A 24830-nucleotide genomic window follows, 5' to 3' on the forward strand; every position below is an offset into this window, starting at 1 on the left:
AGAAAAAATGGCAAACCAGGGCCTCTGGAAGACGGGGGAAATGGGATGACAGGCGTTTGTCCGAACCAGCAGATCGAAGCGATGATCGAAGCGGGAGAAATCCGCGCTTTGCCCCCCGTGATCGCGGCACAAATCCAGCCGGCAAGTCTTGACCTGCGCCTGGGCACGGTTGCCTACCGGGTCCGCGCGTCATTCCTGGCCGGGGCCGGCAACAGCGTCGCCAGCCGCCTGGACGAGTTCGAGATGCACCGCATCGACCTGAGCCAGGGCGCGGTTCTGGAAAAAGGCTGCGTCTATCTGGTGCCGTTGATGGAATCACTCGCGTTGTCTTCTGACGTCAGCGCGGTTGCAAACGCCAAGAGTTCCACCGGCCGGCTTGACCTCCTCACCCGGACGATCACGGATGGTGGAACGGAATTCGACCGAATTCCGGCAGGTTACACCGGGCCGCTCTACGCCGAGATCTGTCCCCGCTCCTTTTCGGTGCTGGTGCGCCCAGGCATGCGGCTGAACCAGATCAGGTTCCGCCGCGGCCAGGCCAGCCTGAGCGATGATGATCTCCGCGCCTTGCATGCCGCGACGCCATTGGTCGACGGCCCTGCGGTGATCCACGACGGGCTTGGCTTCTCCGTCGACCTGCGACTGGCAGGCACGGATCTGGTCGGCTACCGGGCCAAACCCCATACCGGGGTCATCGACCTCGACCGGATCGGCGTTTATGACGCCTCGGAATACTGGGAAGAAGTGCGCACACGCGATGGCCGCATCATTCTGGACCCCGGCGCCTTTTATATTCTCGTAAGCCGCGAGGCGGTGCATATTCCCCCCCTCTATGCAGCTGAAATGGCGCCATATCTTGCCATGGTCGGTGAATTCCGGGTGCACTACGCCGGATTTTTCGACCCCGGTTTCGGCCATGCCGACGCCGGCGGCGCAGGATCGCGCGGCGTTCTCGAAGTCCGGTGCCACGAGGCGCCATTCGTGCTGGAGCACGGGCAGATCGTTGGGCGACTGGTGTACGAAAAAATGTCCGAACGCCCGACACAGCTCTATGGTGCCGGGATCGCTTCGAACTACCAGGGTCAGGGCCTGAAGCTATCCAAGCACTTCAAGCAAGTCGTGTAAGATATTATGAATTTGTGATATTTTGCGCGCTTCGCGCCGCGCGGCGCGCCTGCCGCATGGCGCGCAGTTTCTCGCGTTCCGGATCGCTTTCCCGCGTCGTCTGCTCCGTGACCTGCGGCTTGTCGCTCGTCTTCCGGCCCAGGTTCGACATCGCATCGAAGCCTGCGTTCACACCCGAATTGACCGCCCGCCGCACGACTGTGCGCACGATCATGTCGATCAACTGGTTCATGTTCATTGTCTTGTTCCTTTTGCTGCCCGCTTGCGATTTAGCATTCAAATGGGAAATTTTTAGGGCTGCCGCATCAATCGCCGTCAAATAGTTCGGGTTGTCCGGCTTCGGCATCTTCCTCGTCACTTGCTGCGGCAGTCGGCAGCATGCCTGGCGGCGGTCTGTTCTCCAGCAGTCCGGCTGCCCGCAACTCCTTGAGCCCCGGAAGATCGCGCGCGCTCTCCAGCCCGAAATGATCCAGGAAATGCGGCGTGACGACAAATGTCACCGGTCTCCCCGGCGTCATCCGGCGTCGGCCCAGCCTGATCCAGTCCATTTCCAGCAACTGGTCGATTGTCCCGCGCGACACCGACACACCCCGGATTTCCTCGATCTCGGCACGGGTTACCGGCTGGTGATAGGCAATGATCGCCAGTGTCTCGATCGCGGCGCGCGACAGTTTCCGGGTTTCGACCGTTTCCTTCTGCATCAGGAACCCAAGATCGGGGGCAGTTCGGATCGCCCAGGCCTCGCCCACCTGCACCACCCTCACGCCACGCCCTTCGTAGCGTTTGCGCAGCATCTGGACCGCCTGCGCCGGGTCGCTTCCGTGCGGCATGCGCGCGGCCAGGTCGGTCAGGCTTACCGGCTCGGGGCTGGCGAACAGCACGGCTTCGACCATGCGTTCCTGTTCCGCCAGCGGCGGTGCCTCGAACAGGCTGTCGGTGCGGTCGTCAGACGGTTCGCTCACGTCTCCGGGTCCTTTCTGCGCAGGTGAATGGGCGCGAAACTGTCGGCCTGGCGGATTTCCAGATGGCCTTCCTTGACCAGTTGCAGCGAGGCGGCGAATGTCGCGGCCGTGGCCGAGCGGCGACGCACGGGATCAAGACCCCAGCCGTCGGGCAGGTAGCTGGCCATGTCGGTCCAGCTGCCGGCAAAGCCGATCAGCCCGCGCATCCGCTCCAGCGCCTGCTCCATCGTATAGACCTTGTCGCGGTCCATCACGAAGGGGCGGAACTCGTCGCGCGTGCGGATGCGGGCATATGCCTGCATCAGATCAAGCAGCGAGGCGGAATAGGTGACCGTGCGGATGCGCGCTATGTCCTCGCCCTGCCCCCGGCGAAAGAAATCCCGCCCCAGTTGATCCCGGCCCATCAGGCGCGCGGCGGCGTCACGCATCGCTTGCAAACGCTCCAGCTGGAACGCAAGATGCGCGGCCAGTTCCTCGCCAGAGGGGCCGTCTTCCTCGGGATCGGGCGGCAGCAGCAGACGGGATTTCAGAAACGCCAGCCAGGCCGCCATGACCAGGTAATCGGCTGCAAGCTCGATACGCAGGGCCTTGGCGCGTTCGACAAAGGCCAGGTATTGACGGGCAAGTTCCAGAACCGAGATTTTCCGCAGATCGACCTTTTGTGTACGCGACAGGGTGAGCAGCACATCGAGAGGGCCTTCGAACCCATCGACATCGACGATCAACGCCTCAGCCGCCAGCCGGTCGGCGACCGACATTTCGTCTTCGGAGAAAAGGTTATCCGTCATAGACCTGCCCGCCCATGAGGCGAGATAGTTCAGCCTCGGCGGCAGCTATGTCAAGCTCTACCGGTGCTTGCCGCCGTTCCAGCGCCCGCATCGCGCGGGCCTGTGCGGCCTCGCCCATGCGGCCGGCTGCCTGGGCAGCGGCGGCACGGTCGGCCAGGCTCTGATTGCAGACCAGCGCCACGTCGCAGCCTGCAGCAATGGCCTGTGCAGTCTTTTCGGCAATGGAGCCCGCCAGAGCCTTCATCGAAATATCATCCGTCATGATCAGGCCCTGGAATCCGATCCGCTGACGGATCAGTTCCATCATGACCGGCGAGACCGTTGCCGGGCGCGGGTCGATCCGGTCATAGACCAGATGCGCGGTCATCCCCATCGGAAGATCATGCAGCGCGCGGAACGGCGCGAAATCGGTGCTGTCTAGTGCCTCGGGCGTCAGCGCAACATGCGGCAGGTCATGATGACTGTCGAGCGTGGCGCGCCCATGTCCGGGCATGTGCTTGACCACCGGCAGAACGCCGCCATCCAGCAGCCCGTCTGCGACCGCCCGGCCAAGCCGCGTAACTGTCTGCGGGTCGTCTCCATAACAGCGGTTACGCAAGAAGTCATGGGTTTCATCACGCGCGAGGTCAAGCATCGGGGCGCAATTGCTGTCGATGCCCAGCTCATGCAACTCGGACGCGATCAGCCGATAGCGCAGGTACATGGCCCGTTCCGCATTCTCTCCCGCGCGTGCGGCGTGGTCGAGCGGCGGCAACCAAGCACGCGCGAGCGGCGGGCGCAACCGCTGGACACGGCCCCCTTCCTGGTCGATGGTGATCACGCAATCACGCCCGACGGCCTCGCGGAAATCGCAGCACAGCGCGCGCACCTGATCGGCCGTTTCGATGTTACGGGCAAACAGGATGAACCCGAACGGGTCAACCTCGCGGAAAAGCACCTTTTCTTCAGCTGTCAGGCGCAGCCCCTCGGCATCGAGGATGGTTGCGCCAAAACTCACTTCGTGGTCACCGGAATGCAATCGGCACGTTCCGCCACGAGAACAGAGCAGAAATGCCGCGCTTCACTCAGGTCGTCGAACCCTGCCACCCGCAAACGGTAGAACGTGCGCCCACCGCTGGACGCCCCCTCGATGACACGTTGCTTGCCGTCCATGTATTCGCTGAAACGGCCATAAAGACGATCCCATTCGGCCTGCGCGATTTCCGGCGTGTCATAGGCGCCAAGTTGCGCCAGACGTGTGCCGACCGGCAAGCTATCCGGGTCCAGATCGACGGCCATCGCCGTTCCCAGCGCGGTGTTGATTGCCGCCTTGGTTGCGGTCTCTGCCGCGCCATCGCTCGGCACCGAGCGACCGGGACGCGCCAGCGGACGCAACGAGCGCCGCACACCCGGTTCTCCGGCAAGGACATTACCCGCATTGGCCTGTGCAAGGTCGGCAGGATCGATCGCGGTCAGGGGCGTGGGCTGTTCGATCGAGGCAAGCTCGGTGGATTCCTCCTCCAGAAGCGCGTTTTCCTTGTCAGCAAGTTGACCGGCGCCCCCTGTAAGTTCGGCAACCAGTTGATCGATCTGACCGTTGCGGAACGCTTCGACCGCCTCCGAAGGCACCTCGGCGGAAACCGAGAGCGAAACCGTGGTTGGTGTCACCTCGTTCATCGGCACGTCCTCGTCGCTCAGCGACACGGGCTGAGGCGCGAGCAGCAAGCGATCAGCCGGCGGAGCGGCGGTGCCCTGCGCGGCAACCGTGTTCACCGCAAGACCCTGGTGATCGGCTGGCAGTCCGCCGGGATTGTCCGGCTGTATCCGCATCGGCCCCTCGAGCGCGCGCACGACCGGCACGCCACTGACATCGCGCATCACCAGCTTGTAGCCCCAGATACCGATACCCACCACAAGGGCCAGAGAGCCGACCGCACCCATGAGGCTGACGATCCGACCGAGCCCGGGTCGCGGCGCCTGCTTCTCGAATTCCCCTTGCTGATCCTCTGCCAAAGAATCCTCAGGCACCTCGAACTCGGGCATGTTGTAGGAATAATGCACCTGGTTCGGGTTCACGTGACCCGTGTAATCGAAACTCGCCATGATCCGCCTCACTGCCCATCCGCGCAAATCATTGTTCGCGCGCAGGTTCTTCTTGCAACTGCCTCAGCCAGCGGTTCGGGCGGTGTTGTTTCGAGTTACCGCATCTCCTCCGCCGGAGTGACGCCGAGAATAGCAAGCCCTGCCGAAATCACAACCGCCACGGAACGGGCAAGTGCGATTTTTGCCTGGCTTGTGGCGGCATCGCCATCCTGAATGAACCGCAACTCGGGATGTTCGTTTCCGCGGTTCCAGAGAGAATGGAATTCCCCTGCCAGTTCATATAGATAGAAGGCGATCCTGTGCGGTTCGTTGGTGCGCGCGGCGATCTCGACAAGACGCGGCCATTCGGCCAGCTTGCGGGTCACGGCAATCTCGGCCTCGTGATCCAGCAGCGACAGATCGGCGCTTGCCAGTATCGCATCATCAGTTGCAATCCCTGCCTCGGCGGCCCGGCGCAACACCGAAGACACCCGTGCATGAGCGTATTGCACGTAGAACACCGGGTTCTCGCGGCTCTGCTCCAGCACCTTGTCGAAATCGAAATCCAGCGGCGCGTCGTTGCGCCGGGTCAGCATCACGAAGCGGGTCACGTCCGGGCCGACCTGGTCGATCACGTCACGCAGGGTGATGAAGGTTCCTGCCCGCTTGGACATCTTGAACGGCTCGCCGTTCTTGAACAGCTTGACCAACTGGCACAGCTTGATGTCGAAGGACACACGCTTTTCCGCATCCAGCGCGGCGACGATGGCCTTCATTCGCTTGACATAGCCGCCATGGTCGGCGCCGAACACGTCGATGATCACGTCGAAGCCGCGTTTGACCTTGTCGTAGTGATAAGCGAGATCGGGGGCAAAATAGGTCCAGCCGCCATCGGATTTCTGCACCGGGCGGTCGACGTCGTCGCCATATTCGGTCGCCTTGAACAGCATCTGTTCGCGCGGCTCCCAATCCTCGGGCGGAGCCTTGCCTTTCGGCGGCTCCAAAGTGCCGCGATAGATCAGCCCCTTTTCCTTGAGCTCTTCCAGCGTCCGTTCGATCTTGCCGCTTTCGTAATAGGACCGTTCCGACGACCAGACATCCATTTTCACGCCAAGCGCAGCCAGATCCTCGCGGATCTGCTGCATCATCGCGGCCATGGTGAATTCGCGGATCGCATCAAGCCATTCGCTTTCGGGCTTGTCGATCAAACTGTCGCCGAATTTCTCTTTCAGCGCCTCGCCGACCGGCACCAGGTAATCGCCGGGATAGAGCCCCTCCTTGACCTCGAAATCGAGCCCGTTGGCTTCGCGGTAGCGTTCATAGGCCGAGCGCGCAAGAACATCGACCTGCGCACCGCCGTCGTTGATCCAGTACTCTCGCGTGACGTCATAGCCCGCGTATTCCAGCAGCCCGGCCAGCGCGTCCCCGAACACCGCGCCCCGGCAATGCCCCACGTGAAGCGGACCGGTGGGGTTGGCGGACACGTATTCGACATTGGCGGTCTTGCCCGCGCCCATGTCGGACTTGCCGAAATCAGTGCCCTGCCCCAGCACCGCGGCGACGACCCCCTGCCAGACCGAAGGCGTCAGGGTCAGGTTGAGAAAACCCGGACCGGCGACTTCGGCGCTGACGATGCGCGGATCGGCGGCCAGCTTGGCCGCAAGCCCCTCGGCGATGTCGCGCGGTTTCTGCCCGGCCGGCTTGGCCAGGACCATCGCGGCATTGGTGGCCATGTCGCCATGCAGCGCATCGCGGGGCGGCTCGACCGCAACATTGGCGAAATCCAGCCCCTGGGGCAGCGCGCCCTCGGCCTGCATCTGTTCCAGCGCCGCCACGACCAGGGCGCGGATCTCGGTAAAGAGGTTCATCTCTGCATCCTTTTGCTTGGCAGGCGGTTTACCACGCAAAGCGGCAAGGTCAATGGAACCGTGAGTTTCCGCTCAAATACGGGCCGGATCGGACCCGGTCAGGCGGGCATGATCCAACAGGGCGAACCGGTCGGTCATCCCGGCGATGTAATCAGACACGATCCGGGCGAGCGCGGTTTCATCCGCGGCAGCATCTATGTCGGAATGCCAGCGCCCGGGCATCTGGTGGGGATTGTGCAGGTAAATCGGGAACAGGTCCTCGACCACTCGGGCGACCTGGATCCGTTTTTCCATCACCGACGGCGCCCGGTACATGCGCGCAAACAGGAAGGCACGGATTTCCTTCAGATCGCGCCATAGGGCGTCCGAGAACCGGATCACAGGATACCCCAACGCGCGCAGCTCTTCGACCGATCGCGCCCCGGATGCGGCCAGCGCCGCGCGCGAGGTGTCGATGACGTCCGATACCATTACGCCGAACACACGCCGCAGCGCCTCGTGCCGCCGGCGCAGCGCATCGGTCGCGGGGTAGAGCCGGTCGACCTCGGCATAGCAATCGCAGACGATCGGCAGGCTGGCGATCTCGTCATCGGTAAACAGGCAGGCGCGCAGCCCGTCATGCAGGTCGTGATTGTTGTAGGCGATATCGTCCGACAGCGCGGCGACCTGCGCCTCGGCGCTGGCATGGGTGTGAAGTTCCAGATCGAATGCCGCGTTGCACTCGGCCAGTGCCCAGGGCAGTTCGCCCAGAACCGGACCGTTGTGCTTGGCAATCGCCTCCAGTGTTTCCCACGTCAGGTTCAACCCGTCAAAGGCGGCATAATGCCGTTCCAGCCTGGTCACGATGCGGATGGCCTGTGCATTGTGGTCGAACCCGCCATATGGCGCCATCAGCGCGTGCAAAGCGTCCTCGCCCGTGTGGCCGAAGGGGGTGTGCCCCAGGTCATGCGCCAGCGCCACCGCCTCGGTCAGTTCCGCGTTCAGGTTCAACGCGCCGGCAATGGTGCGGGCGACCTGCGCCACCTCTATCGAATGGGTCAGGCGGGTGCGGTAATTGTCGCCCTCATGTTCGACGAATACTTGCGTCTTGTGCTTCAGACGCCGAAAGGCGCTGGCATGAATGATCCTGTCGCGGTCGCGCTGGAAACACGACCGGAACGCACTTTCCTCCTCGGGCACCAGACGCCCCCGCGCCCGGGCCGGATCCGACGCGAACCCCGCTCTTGTCACACCTTCAAGTCCTTGTCGCCTGTCCCTCGGCTTTCTATATTGCACGATACCGCAGATTGAAACCGTGGAGACGGCCATGCTCTTGCCCCCAAAAGTTACCGACCGCGCCTTTGCCCGGCTGGCCGAGATCGGCGCGGCGGATCAGGGACAGGCGCTGCGGGTCGCCGTCGAAGGCGGCGGTTGCTCGGGCTTTCAGTACGAAATCGCGCTGGATGCGCCCAAGGAGGACGATCTGGTTCTCGAAGGACAGGGCGAACGGGTGGTGGTCGATGCGGTATCGCTGCCGTTTCTGGAAAATGCCACTATCGACTTTACCGAAGAACTGATCGGCGCGCGCTTTGTGATCGACAACCCCAACGCAACCTCGTCCTGCGGCTGCGGCACGTCTTTCTCGATCTGACCGGCACTCAGGGATCAGTGCGGGCGCGCCAGATGGCGGCGCGTTGCGGCGTGACCTGATCCCAAAGCAGAAACAGCCCCGATCCCATCACGATGGCCACTCCGAGCCACGTCATTGGCTCGGGCCATTCCCCAAAGGCCCACGCCCCCAGCCCCACCATCCAGACGAATTGCAGGTTCAGAAGCGGCGTCACCACATAGGCCGCCAGAAGACGCAGCGCCACCACCAGCAGCCATCGCGCGGCGAACAGCAACCCGGCATAGGCCAGAACCCACGCCAGATCGGCCACCGGCATCGGCACCCATACGAACGGCAGGGCCACCGACATGCTCAGCCCCAGTGCCAGGTTGGGATAGAATACCTGCGCCAGCGCGTTTGTTTCGAACCGGCCGATATACCGGGACAGCACCAGTGAAAACGTTCCGGTCAGAACGCCGCCCACGGCCCAAAGATGGCCCGACGAAGCGGTCCCGACGCCGCCGGGCATCAGACAAAGCAAGCCGACGAACCCTGCCAGCAACGCCGCCCAGGCCGCCGGGCGCGGGTGTTCACGCAGCATCACGCTCGACATCACGGCCGCAACGATCGGCATCAGGCCCACGAACACGAAGACATCGGCGAAGGGCAGCAACCGGAAGGCATGAAAAAAGCACAGAGACGCCGCAACCGTCGCGGCCGCGCGCGTCGCCATGGTGCGCGGGCAACCCGTGCGCAGCGCCCGACCGGCCTGCCCGCGCGCCGCCGCCAGGCTCAGCGCGGCCACGATCATTCCGGAAAGGGCAAAAAGCTGCGGTGCGGCATAGCTCTGGGCGATGAACTTGGTGATCGCATCGGCAGAAGAAATCAGGGCCGTATAGGCCAGCACCAGCCCGCCGCCCAGGAATGCCGCCCTCACACCGCCACCTGCATACAGACCGCGCGCGCGAACCCCGCAAAGAAGCTTTCGAAATGTGGACTGCTGGCTTCCGCCGCGCTCAGGATGTCATGTCCCGATTGACCAAGGGCGGATCGGACATGCGCGGACATGACCCCCCAATCGTTGCTGCGCCGGTTCCCCATCAGAAAAATGCACTCGGATATTTCGCGCAACGGGCCGCCCGGTGCGGGATGGGCAAGGAACGACACCGCGCCCGCGCCGACAGGATCGTGGAACGCCTGCGCGCCCGCGGCACGCGCCGCCCATCCGCAGACAAGGTATTCGTGATAGTCGTCCTGCAGATGGGCCCCCTGGAAATTCCCGGCGGAAAACGAACGCGCCATCCGCAAGATCCAGTTTTCCCATATCGGGGAGGGCGTCGCGCCAGCATAGCGAAGCGCAACACAGATTTCGGCCAGAAGATCCGCGTTCTGTTCGAGATAGGCAAGAATGCCCGAATATTCGAGGCTGATCAGCGCCTGTTCCGGAAGCTCCGGGTTCTTGCGCCCATATTCCGACAGGTAGAACACGATATGCGTCAGTTCATAGGCAGCCTTCTTGTTGGGCAAGGCGAAGGTTTCGGAACGGGACACGAAGCGATGGAGGCGCTCTGTCAGGTCGTCATCGCCGGACATAGGCACAGCACCGCGCCGCCGCAGCAACCGGCGGGCTTCGGCCCTTTGCAGATCCGAAAGTTCGGCTTCGGGCAGTCCTTGTCGCGCTATCCAGTGGGCAAGCGCCTCGCCCTTTGCGCCTTCCATTCCCAGATCTTCGAGATCGAGACAGAGCGACAGCAGGAACCGGTAGTATTGTGGAAAGAATTCAAGCCGCTGCTCGATCTGTTCATAAAACCCGAGATGCGGGGCCAGGGCCTCCGTGTCCAGAGATTCGCCGGTGCATTCGAGGATGTTCAGCAGTTCGGCATTTTCCTTGAGCCAGAACACGTCATCGCCAAACCGGCGCTGACCTGCAAACGACGCGACCATAGCGGCAGGCCCCGGCAAGGCCCGGCCACTGGTACGGCGGGCGTTCAACTGGATTACGTTCGACATGAGATTGGTCTCCTGTTTCCTGATGCCCGGTGAACGCCCGGCCCGATAGTCGGATCCGCGCCTCAGCTGCCCGACGAGAACATCTGGGTGCCTTCGCCCATTTTGACCGCCACTGCGTCGGTCTTCTGGCAGCTGGTCGAGAACATCTGGGTCCCCTCACCTGTCATCGAATTCGTGCCCGACATCTGGCAGCTGGTCGAGAACAGGTGCACGCCATCGCCCTGGATCGCATCCGCCCGGGTCGCAGGCTGGCAACTGGTCGAGAAGAGATGCGTTCCTTCGCCGGCATGAACGGTTTCACGGATCACCGGCTGGCAGCTGGTCGAAAACATCTCGACACCCTCGCCGGAAAGAACACCGGCTTGCGCCCTCGGGGCGGAACCGGAAGAATACAACCCCGTCACATCGCCGTCCATCATGCTGAAACTGTCGGTAGCGAAGGTTGCGCTGTAGTCGATTTTGAGCTTGGCAGTCATGCCTCAAGTCCCCCTGGGCTGGTGTTGATAACAGCTTCAGGTTTGCAGGACTCACTCGTCTGGAAAAGATATTTTTCAATCATAAATTGTAAAATAATAACCTATCCGCATTAACAAAATTAGGCAAAAATATGGCAATCAATAAGTTTGCATCACCTTGCAAATATTGAAATTTTTTTATCCACAGGCCCAAAAAGACACAATTTCACCTGAATTTCCCGCAACCATTACGCGAATCATCCCTTCGAGCCCGCCCATGCTCGGCCTTGGGATGGGCATTGCCTTGCTCCCGTGGTCCATTCGGGGATAGATCTTCTGGCAGACAGGATCGGGAGACGCCGCATGAAGATTGCCACATTCAACATCAACGGGATCAAGGCCCGCCTGGCGGCGCTGCCCGAGTGGCTGGACCAGGCCCAGCCCGATGTCGTCCTGCTGCAGGAAATCAAGTCGGTGGACGAAGCCTTTCCGCGCGAATTGTTCGAAGATCGCGGCTATTGCGTCGAAACCCATGGACAGAAAAGCTTCAACGGGGTGGCGATCCTGTCGAAACTGCCGCTCGAAGACGTGGACCGCGGCCTGCCGGGCGACGGTTCGGACGAACAGGCCAGATGGATCGAGGCAACGATCATCGGCAAGCAGGCGGTCCGGCTCTGCGGATTGTACCTGCCCAACGGCAACCCGGTGGAACTGGACAGCGCGGGACAGCCGGTCAAGGGCGGGAAATACGACTACAAACTGCGCTGGATGGAACGCATGCAGCAACGCGCCGCAGAGCTGCTTGCCTCGGAAGAGCCTGTCGTGATGGCCGGAGACTACAACATCATCCCGCAGGCCGAGGATGCCAAACGTCCCGAAGCCTGGCGCGAGGATGCCCTGTTCCGCCTCGAAAGCCGCGCCGCCTTTCGCCGGATCCTGAACCTGGGGTATACCGAGGCGTTCCGCGCCCGGGTCCGGGAGCCCGGGCATTATTCATTCTGGGACTATCAGGCAGGCGCCTGGAATCGCAACGACGGCATCCGGATCGATCACCTGCTGCTCAGCCCGCAGGCCGCCGACCTGATGCGCGATTGCGGTATCGACAAGGCTGTCCGCGGCGGCGACAAACCTTCGGACCATGTTCCGGTCTGGATCGATCTCGATCTGTAAAGGATCAATCGCCCCGGGTCACGTCGTGACGGTAGATCCAGTCGAACTGCCGAACCATGCGGGCCGGTGCGACAAGCCCGCCCAGATGCAATGCGAGATGCGCGGCACTCCGGACCGGTCCCGAACGCAGGTGATACTTCCATGCATTGCCATTGGCGGCGGCGATCACCCGTTCGACTCTTGGTCTACGCCGGTTCTGATAGGTGTCGAGCGCAACTTCGATACCCGGCGCGCGGGACAATTCCTCGGCCAGCACCCAGGCATCCTCCAAAGCCATATTGGCCCCCTGGGCCATGAACGGCAGGGTCGGATGCGCGGCATCGCCAAGAATCGTGACCCGTCCCTTGTGCCAGCAGCGGGCAACGGGATGGCGGAAAAGCCCCCACAGAGCCGGGCTGTCGACCTGATTCAACAAGGCTTTGGGCAGCCCCTCGAACCCGGCGAATGCAGACCGGAGGTTTCCCGCGTCATCGGTGTGGCTCCAGCTTTCCGCTGCCCATTCCTGTCGCTCCTGCACGGCGACCAGATTGACCATGGCCCCGTCGCGGAGCGGATAACAGACCAGATGGCGGCCCGGCCCCATGAAAACCCGCGCTTCGTCAGGAAGCCTCTGATCGTTGGGCACCACTGCCCTCCATGCCACCTGCCCGGTGAAAAATGGCCTGGCGGTCCCGTTCAGCGCCTGCCGGGCGCGGCTGTGCAGACCATCCGCACCCACGATCAGATCTGCCGTTATCCGGGCGCCACTGCACATCTGCAAGACAGGTGGGGAGCCGGGCTCCACGCGCTCGACCTTTTGCAAGAGACGAATGTTCACTCCGGCCTGCCGAACCGCCTTGGCCAACAGTTCGATGAGGTCGGCGCGATGCACGAATGCGAAACGCTGGTCGGCCGCGTGTTTTGTCAGATCGAGCCGGAGAACCTCGGCCGGGCGGCGATAATCGGACAGAACGACCGCCCGGCATCGGATCGTTGCCGCCTCGAACGCGTCGCCCAGCCCCAGCGCGCCGAGGACCGATGCGCCATTCGGGCTGACCTGTATGCCGGCCCCCACCTCGGCGATTGCTTCGGCCTGTTCCAGAACAGTGACATCGGCCCCCTGCAAGCGCAGCGCCAATGCCGCAGCCAGCCCGCCGATGCCGGCCCCGACGATGACGATCCTGATCTCGTTCAACTGCACCGTGATTTCCTCAAAGGAAAACGCCGAGGCTGCTAGCCCCGGCGTTCCCATACGTACATACTGCGCGCGACTCAATCGTCGCGATGAACCTTTTCACGACGCTCATGCCGTTCCTGCGCCTCCAGCGTCATGGTGGCGATCGGGCGTGCATCCAGACGCTTGAGCGAAATGGGGTCACCCGTCACCTGGCAGTAACCGAATTCGCCCTCATCGATGCGACGCAGAGCGGCGTCGATCTTGGCGACCAGCTTGCGCTGCCTGTCGCGGGTCCGCAATTCCAGTGCCCGGTCCGTTTCCTCACTGGCCCGGTCGGCCACATCGGGAATATTGCGCGTGCTGTCCTGGAGACCCTCGATCGTGTCCCGGCTGCCCGCCAGCAGTTCCGTTTTCCAGTTGAGCAGCTTGCGGCGGAAATACTCAAGCTGCCTGTCGTTCATGAACGGTTCGTCTTCGGCCGGGCGGTAATCTTCCGGCAGAAAGGATTCCGGCTTCATATTAGCTCCCTTGGTCTGGCCAGCAACGTCCGCTTCGATCTTGTGTTCAGACATTCGGCACCCCCTTCTGCCGCTGCCTTTATCTGACGCACCGGGGATTGTCACTACTCAAAGACGTGTCGAACCGATCAAACTCGGCACCGGTCGGAAGAAGCGTTTTATTTATGCAGTCTTAGGTGCAAACCCTTGTTTTCCGGTAAATTCATCAATTCGGGCTGCCCCGGTCAGACTGGTGACGCGACGGCAACAAAGCTCAATGACCCGAAGTCGGGGGATCGCCGCGACCCGTCAAAGATCATCGGACGCTGCGGCGCGCCTTGCCAAACGGGGGGCGTCCCGTTACCTCAACTTGCGACGCGACGCACAAGGGGACCGCCATGACAGCTCGTTTTCAAGGAACTGCCGAATATGTGGCAACCGAGGATCTGACAATCGCGGTGAACGCTGCGGTCACGCTGGAAAGACCGCTGCTGGTCAAGGGGGAACCCGGTACGGGGAAAACCGAACTGGCCCGCCAGGTTGCCGGTGCACTCGGGCTGCGGATGATCGAATGGAACATCAAGTCGACCACCCGAGCGCAGCAGGGTCTTTACGAATATGACGCGGTAAGCCGGCTGCGTGACAGCCAGCTGGGCGAGGAACGCGTGCATGACGTATCGAACTACATCAAGAAGGGAAAGCTTTGGCAGGCGTTCGAAGCCGGCGAAAAGGTGGTTCTGCTGATTGACGAAATCGACAAGGCGGACATCGAGTTTCCCAATGACCTCTTGCAGGAACTCGACAAGATGGAGTTCCATGTCTACGAGACCGGCGAGACGATCCGCGCAAGGCATCGCCCGATCGTCATCATCACCTCGAACAACGAAAAGGAACTGCCGGACGCTTTCCTGCGTCGTTGCTTCTTCCACTACATCCGCTTTCCCGACGAGGCCACGATGCGCCGGATCGTGGAAGTACATCACCCCGGCATCAAGGAAGCGCTGCTGAGCACCGCCTTGACGCAGTTCTACGAAATACGTGAGACGTCGGGGTTGAAGAAAAAACCCTCCACCTCGGAAGTACTCGACTGGCTGAAACTGCTGCTTGCCGAGGATCTGACGGCCGAGGATCTGCGCCGTGACGGCGCGAACGCCTTGCCGAAACTGCATGGCGCGCTTCTCAAGAACGAGCAGGATGTGCACCTGTTCGAGCGTCTTGCCTTCATGGCACGGCACAAGCGTTAAATAGGCCCATTGGCGTCAAAACCGGGGCGGTTCGATGCGAGCCGCCCCTTTTGTTTCCAAAATTACGGTAAACAAGGCTCTAAACGGGGTTGTTGCGCTTGCTTTGCACCGGCGGCCGATGCGACCATGAAACCGTGACAAGGGTCCGGCCAATTCCGGAACAGAAACGGCAACAGGTATTTTGGTAGCAACGAGCAGTGACCCCGATGCAGATTTCAAGCGCAGATATCCTCGCCAAGACTTCCTCCCGTATCCGCTCCGACCGGAGCTGGATGCGGGTTCTGTCGCTTGTTTCCCTGCTTGGCGTCGCGGCCTGTTCCTCCGTCCCGCTCGAAGATACCCCGACACGAGCCAGGACTCCGGATTTCGCGGTCCAGCCGATGAAAAGCTTTGGCGCCACCCGCCCGCAGCCCGTGCAGCGATCAAACGGGAACATCGCCGCGGATTTCCTGTCATTGCATTTTCAATTGGAAAGCGGCCGTGAACTGCCGGTCTTCACCCGGTTCGAAACCCCGATTACGGTGCGGGTGACCGGCTCTCCGCCCCCCAGCCTGCAGCCTGACCTGACCCGCCTGCTGGGCCGGATGCGAAACGAGGCCGGAATAGACATACGCCAGATCACGGCGGGCGCCGCCAACATCACCATCGAGGCCGTGAGCCGCGAGGAAATCGGCCAGGCGCTGCCGCAAGCGGCCTGTTTCGTAGTCCCGAACGTATCGAGCCTGAGCGAGTTCCGCCGCGACCGCCGCAAGGAAAAGACCAACTGGGGCAGTCTGCGCAATCGCGAGCGGCTGGGTGTGTTCGTCCCCTATGACAGCAGCCCGCAGGAATTGCGCGACTGCCTGCACGAGGAACTGGCGCAGGCGATAGGCCCGCTCAACGACCTTTATCGCCTGCCGGATTCGGTATTCAACGACGACAATATCCACACAGTACTTACCGGCTTCGACATGCTCGTGCTGCGGGCCACCTATGCCCCCGAACTGCGCAGCGGCATGACGCGCGCCGAGGTGGCGGCGGTTTTGCCCGATATTCTGGGTCGCCTCAATCCACGCGGCGTCACCTATCCCGCGCAGCCGGTGGTTGCGACCCCCCGCGAATGGATCGAGGCCGTTCAGACCGCGCTTGGACCCGGCACCGCCTATCAGTCACGCGTAGAGGCCGCCAACCGCAGCGCGCGCCTGGCACAGTCCTGGGGCTGGACGGATCACCGCCGCGCCTTTGGCCATTACATGCTGGGCCGGATGCTCCAGTCCGGAGATTCCGAACTGGCACAGCGCCACTTCCTGACCTCCATGCAAATGCTGAACTCATCGCCCGAAACCGAACTCCACCGCGCCTATGTGATGACCCAGATTGCGGCTCATTCCATCACCGTTGGCGATGCGGCGGGTGCGTTGTCCCAGATCCGACCGATGCTGCCAATCGCCCAGCGGGCCGAGAATGCGGCGCTTCTGGCCACGTTGATGCTGCTCGAAGCCGAGGCACTGGACCTCATCGGTCAATCCGACAAGGCCCGCGACGTGCGTCTGGACAGCGTCGGCTGGGCACGCTACGGGTTCGGCTCGGATTGGGCGGTTCGCGCCAAGATGCAGGAGATCGCGGCGCTGAACCCCCGCAACAGACTGGGCGGGTAAACACGCATGATTGTCATCGCGGCGGCGCTGGTGGGCGCCCTTCTTGGCGGGCTGACCGCCAGGCGACGTAACGGCACGACAGCCGATATCGCGCAATACGCAGCAGGCTATGCGATTGCCTTTGCGCTTCTTGGGATGATAGCAACATTGGTGATCCACCGACTGATGGTCTGAGCCGATGTTCCTGCCCTTCTTCGAGAATCTGCGCAAAGCCGGGATTCCGGTATCGCTGCGCGAATACCTGACCTTTCTCGAAGGCATGAAGAAGGGGCTGGCCACCTACGATGTCGAGGCCTTCTATTATCTGGCCCGTGTCTCGATGGTGAAGGACGAGCGCAACATCGACAAGTTCGACCGCGCCTTTGCCGCCAGCTTCAAGGGTCTGGAGGAGATCACATTCGAGCAGGTGATGGAAGCGGTGGACATTCCGGCCGACTGGCTGGAGAAAATGGCTGAAAAGCACCTGACCGATGCCGAGAAGGCAGAGATCGAGGCCTTGGGCGGATTCGACAAGCTGATGGAAACGCTGCGCGAGCGGCTCAGGGAACAGCAGGGCCGCCACCAGGGCGGCAACAAGTGGATCGGCACCGCCGGCACCTCGCCCTTTGGCGCCTATGGCTACAATCCCGAAGGTGTCCGCATCGGTCAGAAGGAAAGCCGCCACCAGCGCGCGGTCAAGGTCTGGGACAAGCGCGAGTTCAAGAATCTCGACGATACGATCGAACTGGGCACCCGCAACATCAAGGTGGCGCTGAAACGCCTGCGCCGCTGGGCGCGCGAAGGCGCGGCGATGGAACTGGACCTTGACGGCACCATACGCGCCACCGCCGAACATGGTTACCTAGACGTCAAGGAACGCCCGGAACGTCACAACGCGGTCAAGGTGGTGCTGTTCCTCGATGTGGGCGGTTCGATGGACCCGCATGTGAAGGTGGTCGAAGAACTGTTTTCCGCCGCGCGGGCCGAGTTCAAGCACCTGGAATATTACTACTTTCACAATTGCCTGTACGAAGGCGTCTGGCGCGACAACCGCCGCCGCTGGGATGCGCAGATTCCGACGCATGAGGTGCTGCGCACCTATGGACCTGATTACAAGTGCATCTTCGTTGGCGATGCCTCGATGTCGCCTTATGAAATCGCCTATCCGGGCGGCGCCAACGAGCATTGGAACCAGGAGGCCGGCCAGGTCTGGCTGGCGCGGGCGCGCGAACAATGGCCCAGCAACCTCTGGATCAACCCCGTGCCCGAGAAATACTGGGGATACACCCATTCCATCGGCATGATCCGCGAGATTTTCGACGACCGCATGGTGCCGATGACGCTTGCCGGGCTGGAAAAAGGCATGCGAAGCCTCACCAGATGACCCTGAGCCGAAGGCGGGTCATCCAAGCATTTTCCGGCAAACCGGTGTCAGTTCTCGGGCAGGCGGGCGAGAGATCGACGTCAGCTGACCGGCGCGCACACCATCTGGCCTTCTGGCGTCGTCGCCAACTGGTACCCGGAATAGCAACTCGGGTTGCCCAGCTTGTCGTAGGTCGGCTGCACGTAGACCGGTTCAGGCTCGGGCTGTGCACAGGCGGCAAGCGTCAGAACGACGGCGGTCATGGCAATTGATGTAAACCTCATTTCCCAAATTCCCTTTCTGAAGTTGATCGACATAGCCCCAAAATGTGGGTTTGTCCGGCCGGATCAGACACCCGAAAACACCGACACCAGGGTGACGCACAATCCCCACGAATTGGGGTAGAGGAGAGGTAGCTGACCGTTTGGCAGGCCTCCCCCGTTCCACGATGATAACAGTTTCACCGAAAATCGGTAATTTTTCTGGCCTGTCCACCTTTTGCGGTTATCCCGGCCGCCGTCATCTTGCCGATGGTGCAGCAGTTGCGCGCACGAGGACGCGCATACAAGAGACTTAAAATTCTTTGCCATTTTACATTCGGATGCCAGAATGGATTGAGAAACAATTCTTAAAGAGCTTCAGCAAAAAGGTGTTGGCCATGCATAAATTCACCTTGCTATCCGCCTGTTTGGCCCTGACTGCCCTGCCCGCCACGGCACAGATCAAACCTTCGGCGCAGTCGCTTCAGGGGCTGTATCCGGGCAAAGCCTATTCACCCTATGCGCAGCGCAGCTTTCCCAGTCATGTCTACTGGGGCGAAACCCATCTGCACACCGCACTTTCGCCCGATGCCGGCCTTTTCGGGAACAAGCTCGGCCTGGACGAGGCCTGGCGCTTCGCCCGCGGCGAAGAGATCACCTCAACCACGGGTCAGCCGGTCAGGCTGAGCCGGCCGCTCGACTTCATGGCGCTCACCGATCATTCCGACATGATGGGTTTTGCAACCGACCTGTTTGCCGGAGCCCCCGCAATCGTCGAGACCGAACAGGGGCGTGGCTGGTACGAGGCCATGCAACAAGGTGGCGAGGTGTCCGCCAATGCCGCGCTGGACCTGATCACCAATTTCGCCCAAGGCACGCTGGATCCCAAACTGGTCGCAGCCTATTCGCCCGGTTCCGCGGCCTATAACGCGGTCTGGCAACAGGTGATCGACGCCGCCGAACGCTATAACGAGCCGGGCCGGTTCACGGCCTTCATCGCCTATGAATGGACCTCGCTGTACAAGGGCAACAACCTGCACCGCAACGTCATCCTGCGCGATGGGGCGCGGCGGGCCGAACAGGTGGTGCCGATGGTGACCCAGCCGCCGATCGGCTCGACCGACCCGCTCGACCTCTACACCTGGCTGGAAAATTACGAGGTTAAAACCGGCGGCAATGCGCTTGCCATTGCGCATAACGGCAACCTGTCGAACGGGCTGATGTTCCCGGTCGATGCCCAATATACCGGGCGCGAGATCGACGAAACCTATGTGATGGCCCGCAACAGGTGGGAGCCGCTTTACGAGGTCACCCAGATCAAGGGCGACGGCGAGACCCATCCCAAGCTCAGCCCCGAGGACGAATTCGCCGATTACGAGACCTGGGACGCCGGCAACCTCGATCTGTCCGAGGCCAAGACCGACGACATGCTGGCCCGCGAATATGCACGCGAGGCTCTCAAGACCGGGCTGATGCTGGAACAGAAACTGGGCACCAACCCCTACAAGTTCGGCATGGTCGGATCGACCGACAGCCATACGTCGCTGTCCACCGCAGAAGAGGACAATTATTTCGGCAAGGCCACCTCGGCCGAACCGTCCATTCACCGGGCGACCCATCCCTTTGCCGAAACCGACAAGGGCATCTATCCGGGCTGGTCGCTGTCCGCCTCGGGCTATGCCGGGGTCTGGGCGACCGAGAACACCCGTGCGGCAATCTGGGATGCGATGAAACGCAAGGAAACCTATGCCACCACCGGGCCCCGCATCACCGTGCGCTTCTTTGGAGGGTGGGAGTTCGACGAGAATGACCTGCGCTCGCGCCAGCCCGCTTTCCGCGGCTATGAAAAAGGCGTACCGATGGGCGGCGACCTGCGCGCGGCCACTTCGGATGCGCCGACCTTCATGGTCTATGCGCTGCGCGATCCCATTGGCGCCAATCTTGACCGGATCCAGATCGTCAAGGGCTGGATGGATGGGGACGGAACCCTACACGAACAGGTGCATGACGTCGCCTGGTCCGACAATCGCGAGAAGGGAGCAGACGGCAAGCTGCCGCCCGTGGGCAACACGGTTGATATCGAGGCGGCCAACTGGACCAACACCATCGGCGCGTCGGAACTGGCCACGGTCTGGACCGACCCTGCGTTCGACCCGGCGCAAAAGGCATTCTACTATGCCCGCGTTCTCGAAATCCCCACCCCGCGCTGGGTGCTCTATGACAAGCTGCGTCTGGGCGCCGAGATCCCGCCCGAGGCCACGTTGGTCGGTCAGGAGCGCGCCTATACCTCGCCGATTTGGTACACCCCGCAAGGGTAGCAACATTGCTCCGGGCAGGGCTTGCCCTGTCCGGCCGCGCGTACCATGTTTAGCGTATGTTACGCCTTACCCCGATCCTGCTGGCGGTTCTTTACGCCCTGGTGTTCTACCGGTTCTCGGTATGGCGCACGCATCGCGAGTTGGACCAGCGCTCGACCGAGCTGGCCGACCCCGAGCTGAAACGGCTGACCGATCGGCTGGCCGCGGCGCTCGATCTGGCGCGGGTGCCGGTCTACATTTACGAGATCGATCCGGTGAACGGTCTGGCAGCTCCGGATGGGCGTATCTTCATCACCCGCGGCTTCTACCGCAAATTCCGCAATGGCGAGGTCACGGGCGAAGAGATGGCCTCGGTCATCGCGCACGAGCTGGGCCATGTGGCGCTGGGCCATGCGCGCCGGCGGATGATCGACTTTTCCGGCCAGAACGCCATGCGCACAGCGCTGGCGATGCTGCTGGGCCGGTTCATTCCCTTTGTCGGCGTCTGGATCGCCAACGGTCTGACGACCCTGCTGGCCGCGCGGCTGAGCCGGGCCGACGAATACGAGGCGGATGAATATGCCGCCGCGCTGCTGACCAAGGCGGGCATCGGGACAGAGCCGCAGAAATCGCTGTTCCGCAAGCTGGAGGCGCTCACCCAAAGCCGTGCGGGCGTGGCGCCTGCCTGGCTGTTGAGCCATCCGAAAACCAACGAGCGAATCGCAGCGCTGGAAGCGCTGGAAAACCGCTGGAACCGGGGTTGACCGGTCCATGACCAGGGCAACATGACCATGCGATACTCTCTCCTCGATCTTGCCCCGGTTCCCGAAGGCACCGATATCCCTCATGCTCTGAAAAACAGCGCCGAACTGGCCCGCCATGCCGAGAGACTGGGGTATCACCGTTACTGGCTGGCCGAGCATCACAACATGCCCGGCATCGCCAGCGCGGCGACCGCCGTGCTGATCGGCCATATCGCCAGTCAGACCAGCACGATACGGGTCGGCGCCGGCGGCATCATGCTGCCCAACCACGCCCCCTATATGGTGGCCGAGGCGTTCGGCACGCTGGCTTCGCTTTACGGCGACCGCATCGACCTTGGCCTGGGACGTGCTCCGGGGACCGACATGGCCACCGCTCGCGCCTTGCGCAGGGGTCTGTCACAGCAGGACAGTTTCCCACAGGACGTGATCGACCTGATCGGTTTTCTGTCACCCGAAGACCCCGAGGCACGGGTGCGCGCCTTTCCGGGACAGGGCACCAATGTGCCGGTCTGGATCCTGGGTTCCAGCCTCTACGGCGCGCAACTGGCTGCGCATCTGGGTTTGCCCTATGCCTTCGCCTCGCATTTCGCGCCCTCAGCGCTGGCCGACGCGCTGGACGTCTATCGCCGGAGCTTCAAACCCTCGGTTTTTCTCTCCAAACCCCATGCCATGATGGCAATCAACGTCTTTGCCGCCAATAGCGATACCGAAGGCGTGCGGCTGCGAACCACCATGCAACTGGCCTTTGCCCGTCTCCGGCGCGGCATGCCGGGCAAGCTGCCGGCACCGGTCGACGATATCACCGCACATCTGGACCCCGTAACGCTGGAAAACGTGAATGCGGCGCTGCATGTCTCGGCCGTTGGCGGGCCGGACACCGTACGCGCCCGCCTGGCCGAAATCATCGCGCGGTATCAGCCAGACGAAGTCATCCTGACCGGACAGATCCACGACCACCGGGCGCGGATGCGCTCCTTCGAGATTGCAGCGGGCATTCTTCGCGATTTCTGAAACCTACCGTTCCAGTGCCTTGCCGAGCCGTGGCAGCCGCGCCTTCTTCATCAGGCTGCGCATGGTCCAGGTTTCACCGGACAGACGATTGGCCTCGGCCAGCACCTTTTCCGCCATGGCTGTCATGTTTTCCGGATCGTCATTGAAGAATTGCAAAAGGAAGGCGTCGGGGTCTATCCGGTCCAGCCCTTCTTCCGCCAGGACATGACGTGGAAAATCCGCACGGTTCAGGGTGACGATCAGGTCTGCCGACCCGGCGACAGCGGTGGCGAGGACATGGACATCCGCCGCATCCGGTAGCCAGAGCCTTGCTTCGACACCGGGCGCAGGAAGGACTTCGGACTTTGGCCAGGCGGCACGGGTCAGGGCGATCTCTGCGCGCGCCTGCGCCTCGCCCGCAGGCCCCAGCTTCACGGCGGCCCGCGCCCATTCCTCCAGGATGCGCGCCGACCAGAGCGGCGTGAAACGACCCAGCCGCGCCGCGCCCAGCAGCATCTCGCGCATGACCGTGGGATAGATCACGCAAGTATCGAGAACCGCCCTCACAGCCGGAAGAACACCGCCTTGAGATAGCCGCTTTCGGCGAGTTGCGGCAATTGCGGGTGGTCGGGACCGGCAAAACCGGTGTGGATCAATTGTGCGCTGCGCCCGGCCCGGCCGATGCCCCGCACGCTGGCTTCGCGAAACCGGGACAGGTCGGCGGCATGGGAGCAGGAGCAGAGGCCGAGATATCCGCCCGGCCGCACCAGCGGCGCAGCCAGTCGCGCGATGCGTTCATAGGCGCGCAGTCCCGCGTCCAGCGCCTGTTTCGATGGCGCGAACGCGGGCGGATCGCAGATCACAACGTCGAATGTTTCGCCTTCCTCTCCCAGTGCGGTGAGCACATCAAAGGCATCTCCTTGCCGGGTTTCGAACCGCCCGGCCAGACCCGAGGCCAGCGCCCCCTGCTCAGCCAACGCCAGCGCCGGGGCCGAACCGTCGACCGCCAGCGCCTGTCCCGCGCCGCCCGCCAGCATGGACAGCGCAAAGCCGCCCACATGGCTGAACACATCCAGCACCCGCGCGCCCTGCCCCGCCAGCCGCGCGGCAAAGGCATGGTTGGGACGCTGGTCATAGAACAGGCCGGTTTTCTGACCGCCGGTCAGGTCGGCCAAGTAGGTGGCCCCGTTCATCGGCACCGGCACTGGCGCCGAGGGCGCCGCCCCGGCCAGCACCGCATTCACATCGTCCAGTCCTTCGAGCGTACGTGTGCGGCCCGAGGCGTTTTTCAGCACGGTCGTCACGCCGGTGACGTTGAGCAGAGCCGCTGTCAGCAGGTCCAGATGCGCCTCGGCCCAGGCGGCGTTTGGCTGAATGACACAGGCATCACCAAACCTGTCGATGATGACACCGGGAAAGCCATCCGCCTCGGCATGGACCAGCCGGTAGAACGGCGCGTCAAAGAGCCGTTCGCGCATCTCCAGCGCCCGCGCCAGCCGCGTCTCGAACCAGGCGTCGTCCAGAACCGCCTGCGCGTCCCGATCCAGCATCCGGCAAAAGATGCGCGAGTCGGGATTGACCGCGACCAGCCCCAGGGGCGCGCGGTTGTCATCTTCAAGCACCGCCAATGCCCCCGGCGGAATCTTGCGGGTGCGGCGGTCGGTGACGACTTCGTTGTCGAAAACCCAGGGCGCCCCGTGCCGGATGGCACGCGCGTTGGCCTTGGGTTTCAGGCGGATACGGGGACGGTCGAAAACGTCAGAGGGCGCTGTCATGAGCGCCCTCTTAATCGCATTCCCTTTGACTGGGAAGTGTCAGATCTGGTTCAGCAGCTGGTAGAAGCCGAGCGATGCGTTTTCATACCCTTCCGGATCGGTCAGTTCCTGCTGGATCACCCAGGCCAGATGGTCGGTGATACGGACCTTTTGCGTCTGGCCACGGGCTTCGGCGTTGATCGCCTGCTGGCCACCGAATCCTTCCAGGTCGGCGCGAATGGTGCGCGTCGGGGTCAGTTGCGCCCCAGTCACCGAATCCTTCATAACAAGATCGAAGGTGATCGCATGGATGCCGCCCGTGGTATAGCGGGCCTTTTCCGTCAGGGCGTGGAACCGCGACACCACGATTTCCAGATCGACGGACACGGGGCCATTCAACGCGCTGACACCGCGCACCATGGCATCCTGGACGATCTTCTGAACCTGTGCGTGACGGTCTCCGATCGGGTCTTCGCGCCAGACGATATCACCACGCGGCAGATAGCTGTTGCGTTCCGACACCTTGAGCGACCTGGGAACAACCACTGTGACCGAGTTCACCCGAACCGGCGACTGGCCCGGCGCAATTGTCAGGGCTCCGGCATCGGCCGATGCCGCACGCGCGACCGTAACCTCATGAGGAATGACCACCTGACCGGTCGCAGCCTGGGGCCGCGCCGCGGCCTGCGGCTGGATCAGGTCATAGCCGGCCGGTGCGCTCACGACAGAGTTCGGCAGCGACTCGAACGGCGCATTGCGTGTCGGAACGTCAACGGCCGTGCAGGCTGTTACGGCCAGCCCCAATCCGGCAACCAGAAACATCCGCATGGTTTTCATCGTTTCTTCTCCTTGATCGGGTTGC

At 62.5% G+C, this 24830-nt stretch carries 26 protein-coding genes; 10 read left to right on the forward strand and 16 right to left on the reverse strand.

What is annotated here, in order from left to right; translation table 11 throughout:
- Positions 1-45: 45 nt before the first annotated feature.
- Positions 46-1125: a 2'-deoxycytidine 5'-triphosphate deaminase gene (locus tag BLT75_RS02075; RefSeq protein ID WP_093027178.1), complete on the forward strand. Its 1080-nt coding sequence runs from the start codon at positions 46-48 to the stop codon at positions 1123-1125.
- A gap of 4 nt (positions 1126-1129) precedes the next feature.
- Here BLT75_RS02075 and BLT75_RS02080 read toward each other — a convergent pair whose 3' ends face one another.
- The 7 genes from BLT75_RS02080 to BLT75_RS02110 all read right to left on the reverse strand — a co-directional run bounded on the left by BLT75_RS02080 (position 1130) and on the right by BLT75_RS02110 (position 8034).
- Positions 1130-1471 carry a hypothetical protein gene (locus tag BLT75_RS02080; RefSeq protein ID WP_245706304.1) on the reverse strand — a complete coding sequence of 114 codons (342 nt, stop codon included), beginning with the start codon at positions 1469-1471 and terminating at the stop codon, positions 1130-1132.
- On the reverse strand, positions 1431-2087 hold the full coding sequence (gene scpB / locus BLT75_RS02085) for an SMC-Scp complex subunit ScpB (RefSeq protein WP_245706305.1): 657 nt from the start codon (positions 2085-2087) through the stop codon (positions 1431-1433). Before scpB ends, BLT75_RS02080 begins: the two co-directional genes overlap by 41 nt.
- On the reverse strand, positions 2084-2875 hold the full coding sequence (locus tag BLT75_RS02090) for a segregation and condensation protein A (protein ID WP_093027182.1): 792 nt from the start codon (positions 2873-2875) through the stop codon (positions 2084-2086). The genes scpB and BLT75_RS02090 overlap by 4 nt, the downstream gene beginning before the upstream one ends.
- A complete protein-coding gene (gene nagZ, locus BLT75_RS02095; protein WP_093027184.1) occupies positions 2865-3872 on the reverse strand; it encodes a beta-N-acetylhexosaminidase in 1008 nt (335 codons plus the stop codon). Before nagZ ends, BLT75_RS02090 begins: the two co-directional genes overlap by 11 nt.
- Positions 3869-4957 (reverse strand): SPOR domain-containing protein, encoded by a 1089-nt coding sequence (locus tag BLT75_RS02100; RefSeq protein ID WP_093027186.1) that lies wholly within the window; start codon positions 4955-4957, stop codon positions 3869-3871. Before BLT75_RS02100 ends, nagZ begins: the two co-directional genes overlap by 4 nt.
- Before the next feature lie 95 nt (positions 4958-5052).
- Positions 5053-6804: an arginine--tRNA ligase gene (gene argS, locus BLT75_RS02105; protein ID WP_093027188.1), complete on the reverse strand. Its 1752-nt coding sequence runs from the start codon at positions 6802-6804 to the stop codon at positions 5053-5055.
- Between the two features lie 72 nt (positions 6805-6876).
- Entirely contained in the window at positions 6877-8034 is a 1158-nt protein-coding gene (locus BLT75_RS02110; protein WP_176827802.1) for a deoxyguanosinetriphosphate triphosphohydrolase, read from the reverse strand.
- Positions 8035-8110: 76 nt separating this feature from the next.
- Here BLT75_RS02110 and BLT75_RS02115 point away from each other — a divergent pair, with 76 nt between their 5' ends.
- The gene (locus BLT75_RS02115; RefSeq protein WP_093027355.1) at positions 8111-8434 is read left to right on the forward strand and encodes a HesB/IscA family protein; all 324 of its coding nucleotides are present in this window, start codon (positions 8111-8113) and stop codon (positions 8432-8434) included.
- Between the two features lie 7 nt (positions 8435-8441).
- On the opposite strand, the gene BLT75_RS02120 is transcribed toward BLT75_RS02115, so the two are convergent.
- The 3 genes from BLT75_RS02120 to BLT75_RS02130 form a co-directional block, all read right to left on the reverse strand.
- Positions 8442-9329, reverse strand: a complete 888-nt coding sequence (locus tag BLT75_RS02120; protein WP_093027192.1) for a DMT family transporter — start codon at positions 9327-9329, stop codon at positions 8442-8444.
- A complete protein-coding gene (locus BLT75_RS02125; protein ID WP_093027194.1) occupies positions 9326-10402 on the reverse strand; it encodes a DUF6902 family protein in 1077 nt (358 codons plus the stop codon). The genes BLT75_RS02120 and BLT75_RS02125 overlap by 4 nt, the downstream gene beginning before the upstream one ends.
- Before the next feature lie 62 nt (positions 10403-10464).
- A complete protein-coding gene (locus tag BLT75_RS02130; protein WP_093027196.1) occupies positions 10465-10878 on the reverse strand; it encodes a DUF6749 family protein in 414 nt (137 codons plus the stop codon).
- A gap of 342 nt (positions 10879-11220) precedes the next feature.
- Here BLT75_RS02130 and xth point away from each other — a divergent pair, with 342 nt between their 5' ends.
- On the forward strand, positions 11221-12027 hold the full coding sequence (gene xth, locus BLT75_RS02135) for an exodeoxyribonuclease III (RefSeq protein WP_093027198.1): 807 nt from the start codon (positions 11221-11223) through the stop codon (positions 12025-12027).
- A gap of 4 nt (positions 12028-12031) precedes the next feature.
- Here xth and BLT75_RS02140 read toward each other — a convergent pair whose 3' ends face one another.
- Together BLT75_RS02140 and dksA are read right to left on the reverse strand one after the other, a co-directional pair.
- Entirely contained in the window at positions 12032-13207 is a 1176-nt protein-coding gene (locus BLT75_RS02140) for an FAD-dependent monooxygenase (RefSeq protein ID WP_093027357.1), read from the reverse strand.
- A 71-nt stretch (positions 13208-13278) separates the two neighbouring features.
- Positions 13279-13701 carry an RNA polymerase-binding protein DksA gene (dksA, locus tag BLT75_RS02145; protein WP_093027200.1) on the reverse strand — a complete coding sequence of 141 codons (423 nt, stop codon included), beginning with the start codon at positions 13699-13701 and terminating at the stop codon, positions 13279-13281.
- Between the two features lie 377 nt (positions 13702-14078).
- Here dksA and BLT75_RS02150 point away from each other — a divergent pair, with 377 nt between their 5' ends.
- The 4 genes from BLT75_RS02150 to BLT75_RS02165 all read left to right on the forward strand — a co-directional run bounded on the left by BLT75_RS02150 (position 14079) and on the right by BLT75_RS02165 (position 17924).
- Positions 14079-14924, forward strand: a complete 846-nt coding sequence (locus BLT75_RS02150) for an AAA family ATPase (protein ID WP_093027202.1) — start codon at positions 14079-14081, stop codon at positions 14922-14924.
- A 206-nt stretch (positions 14925-15130) separates the two neighbouring features.
- On the forward strand, positions 15131-16561 hold the full coding sequence (locus tag BLT75_RS02155) for a DUF2927 domain-containing protein (RefSeq protein ID WP_245706306.1): 1431 nt from the start codon (positions 15131-15133) through the stop codon (positions 16559-16561).
- Positions 16562-16567: 6 nt separating this feature from the next.
- Positions 16568-16735: an apolipoprotein acyltransferase gene (locus tag BLT75_RS02160; RefSeq protein ID WP_093027204.1), complete on the forward strand. Its 168-nt coding sequence runs from the start codon at positions 16568-16570 to the stop codon at positions 16733-16735.
- Between the two features lie 4 nt (positions 16736-16739).
- Positions 16740-17924 (forward strand): vWA domain-containing protein, encoded by a 1185-nt coding sequence (locus tag BLT75_RS02165; RefSeq protein WP_093027206.1) that lies wholly within the window; start codon positions 16740-16742, stop codon positions 17922-17924.
- 80 nt (positions 17925-18004) lie between these two features.
- Here the strand turns inward: BLT75_RS02165 and BLT75_RS02170 are convergent, their stop codons facing one another.
- Positions 18005-18187: a hypothetical protein gene (locus tag BLT75_RS02170; protein ID WP_093027361.1), complete on the reverse strand. Its 183-nt coding sequence runs from the start codon at positions 18185-18187 to the stop codon at positions 18005-18007.
- Between the two features lie 374 nt (positions 18188-18561).
- Between BLT75_RS02170 and BLT75_RS02175 the strand changes: the two genes are divergently transcribed.
- The 3 genes from BLT75_RS02175 to BLT75_RS02185 are packed head-to-tail and all read left to right on the forward strand — an operon-like array spanning position 18562 to position 22235.
- A complete protein-coding gene (locus tag BLT75_RS02175) occupies positions 18562-20481 on the forward strand; it encodes a DUF3604 domain-containing protein (protein ID WP_093027363.1) in 1920 nt (639 codons plus the stop codon).
- Between the two features lie 56 nt (positions 20482-20537).
- Positions 20538-21224, forward strand: a complete 687-nt coding sequence (locus tag BLT75_RS02180) for a M48 family metallopeptidase (RefSeq protein ID WP_093027208.1) — start codon at positions 20538-20540, stop codon at positions 21222-21224.
- Positions 21225-21251: 27 nt separating this feature from the next.
- The gene (locus tag BLT75_RS02185) at positions 21252-22235 is read left to right on the forward strand and encodes an LLM class flavin-dependent oxidoreductase (RefSeq protein ID WP_093027365.1); all 984 of its coding nucleotides are present in this window, start codon (positions 21252-21254) and stop codon (positions 22233-22235) included.
- Positions 22236-22238: 3 nt separating this feature from the next.
- Here the strand turns inward: BLT75_RS02185 and BLT75_RS02190 are convergent, their stop codons facing one another.
- Genes BLT75_RS02190 through BLT75_RS02200 form a run of 3 tightly spaced genes read right to left on the reverse strand, consistent with a single transcriptional unit; the run spans position 22239 to position 24805 of the window.
- On the reverse strand, positions 22239-22781 hold the full coding sequence (locus BLT75_RS02190) for an RSP_2648 family PIN domain-containing protein (protein ID WP_093027210.1): 543 nt from the start codon (positions 22779-22781) through the stop codon (positions 22239-22241).
- Entirely contained in the window at positions 22778-23989 is a 1212-nt protein-coding gene (locus tag BLT75_RS02195; RefSeq protein WP_093027212.1) for an RSP_2647 family RNA methyltransferase, read from the reverse strand. Before BLT75_RS02195 ends, BLT75_RS02190 begins: the two co-directional genes overlap by 4 nt.
- 39 nt (positions 23990-24028) lie before the next feature.
- Positions 24029-24805 (reverse strand): DUF6778 family protein, encoded by a 777-nt coding sequence (locus tag BLT75_RS02200; protein WP_093027214.1) that lies wholly within the window; start codon positions 24803-24805, stop codon positions 24029-24031.
- Positions 24806-24830 lie beyond the last annotated feature (25 nt).

This window comes from Ruegeria marina (genome assembly GCF_900101475.1).
GTDB lineage: Bacteria > Pseudomonadota > Alphaproteobacteria > Rhodobacterales > Rhodobacteraceae > Ruegeria_B > Ruegeria_B marina.

Coding starts and splice junctions, on each gene's coding strand:
- BLT75_RS02075 (WP_093027178.1), top strand. CDS start 46: ATGACAGGCGTTTGTCCGAACCAGCAGATCGAAGCGATGATCGAAGCG.
- BLT75_RS02080 (WP_245706304.1), bottom strand. CDS start 1,471: ATGCCGAAGCCGGACAACCCGAACTATTTGACGGCGATTGATGCGGCA.
- BLT75_RS02090 (WP_093027182.1), bottom strand. CDS start 2,875: ATGACGGATAACCTTTTCTCCGAAGACGAAATGTCGGTCGCCGACCGG.
- BLT75_RS02100 (WP_093027186.1), bottom strand. CDS start 4,957: ATGGCGAGTTTCGATTACACGGGTCACGTGAACCCGAACCAGGTGCAT.
- argS (WP_093027188.1), bottom strand. CDS start 6,804: ATGAACCTCTTTACCGAGATCCGCGCCCTGGTCGTGGCGGCGCTGGAA.
- BLT75_RS02115 (WP_093027355.1), top strand. CDS start 8,111: ATGCTCTTGCCCCCAAAAGTTACCGACCGCGCCTTTGCCCGGCTGGCC.
- BLT75_RS02125 (WP_093027194.1), bottom strand. CDS start 10,402: ATGTCGAACGTAATCCAGTTGAACGCCCGCCGTACCAGTGGCCGGGCC.
- BLT75_RS02130 (WP_093027196.1), bottom strand. CDS start 10,878: ATGACTGCCAAGCTCAAAATCGACTACAGCGCAACCTTCGCTACCGAC.
- xth (WP_093027198.1), top strand. CDS start 11,221: ATGAAGATTGCCACATTCAACATCAACGGGATCAAGGCCCGCCTGGCG.
- dksA (WP_093027200.1), bottom strand. CDS start 13,701: ATGAAGCCGGAATCCTTTCTGCCGGAAGATTACCGCCCGGCCGAAGAC.
- BLT75_RS02150 (WP_093027202.1), top strand. CDS start 14,079: ATGACAGCTCGTTTTCAAGGAACTGCCGAATATGTGGCAACCGAGGAT.
- BLT75_RS02155 (WP_245706306.1), top strand. CDS start 15,131: ATGCAGATTTCAAGCGCAGATATCCTCGCCAAGACTTCCTCCCGTATC.
- BLT75_RS02160 (WP_093027204.1), top strand. CDS start 16,568: ATGATTGTCATCGCGGCGGCGCTGGTGGGCGCCCTTCTTGGCGGGCTG.
- BLT75_RS02165 (WP_093027206.1), top strand. CDS start 16,740: ATGTTCCTGCCCTTCTTCGAGAATCTGCGCAAAGCCGGGATTCCGGTA.
- BLT75_RS02170 (WP_093027361.1), bottom strand. CDS start 18,187: ATGAGGTTTACATCAATTGCCATGACCGCCGTCGTTCTGACGCTTGCC.
- BLT75_RS02175 (WP_093027363.1), top strand. CDS start 18,562: ATGCATAAATTCACCTTGCTATCCGCCTGTTTGGCCCTGACTGCCCTG.
- BLT75_RS02180 (WP_093027208.1), top strand. CDS start 20,538: ATGTTACGCCTTACCCCGATCCTGCTGGCGGTTCTTTACGCCCTGGTG.
- BLT75_RS02185 (WP_093027365.1), top strand. CDS start 21,252: ATGCGATACTCTCTCCTCGATCTTGCCCCGGTTCCCGAAGGCACCGAT.
- BLT75_RS02195 (WP_093027212.1), bottom strand. CDS start 23,989: ATGACAGCGCCCTCTGACGTTTTCGACCGTCCCCGTATCCGCCTGAAA.
- BLT75_RS02200 (WP_093027214.1), bottom strand. CDS start 24,805: ATGAAAACCATGCGGATGTTTCTGGTTGCCGGATTGGGGCTGGCCGTA.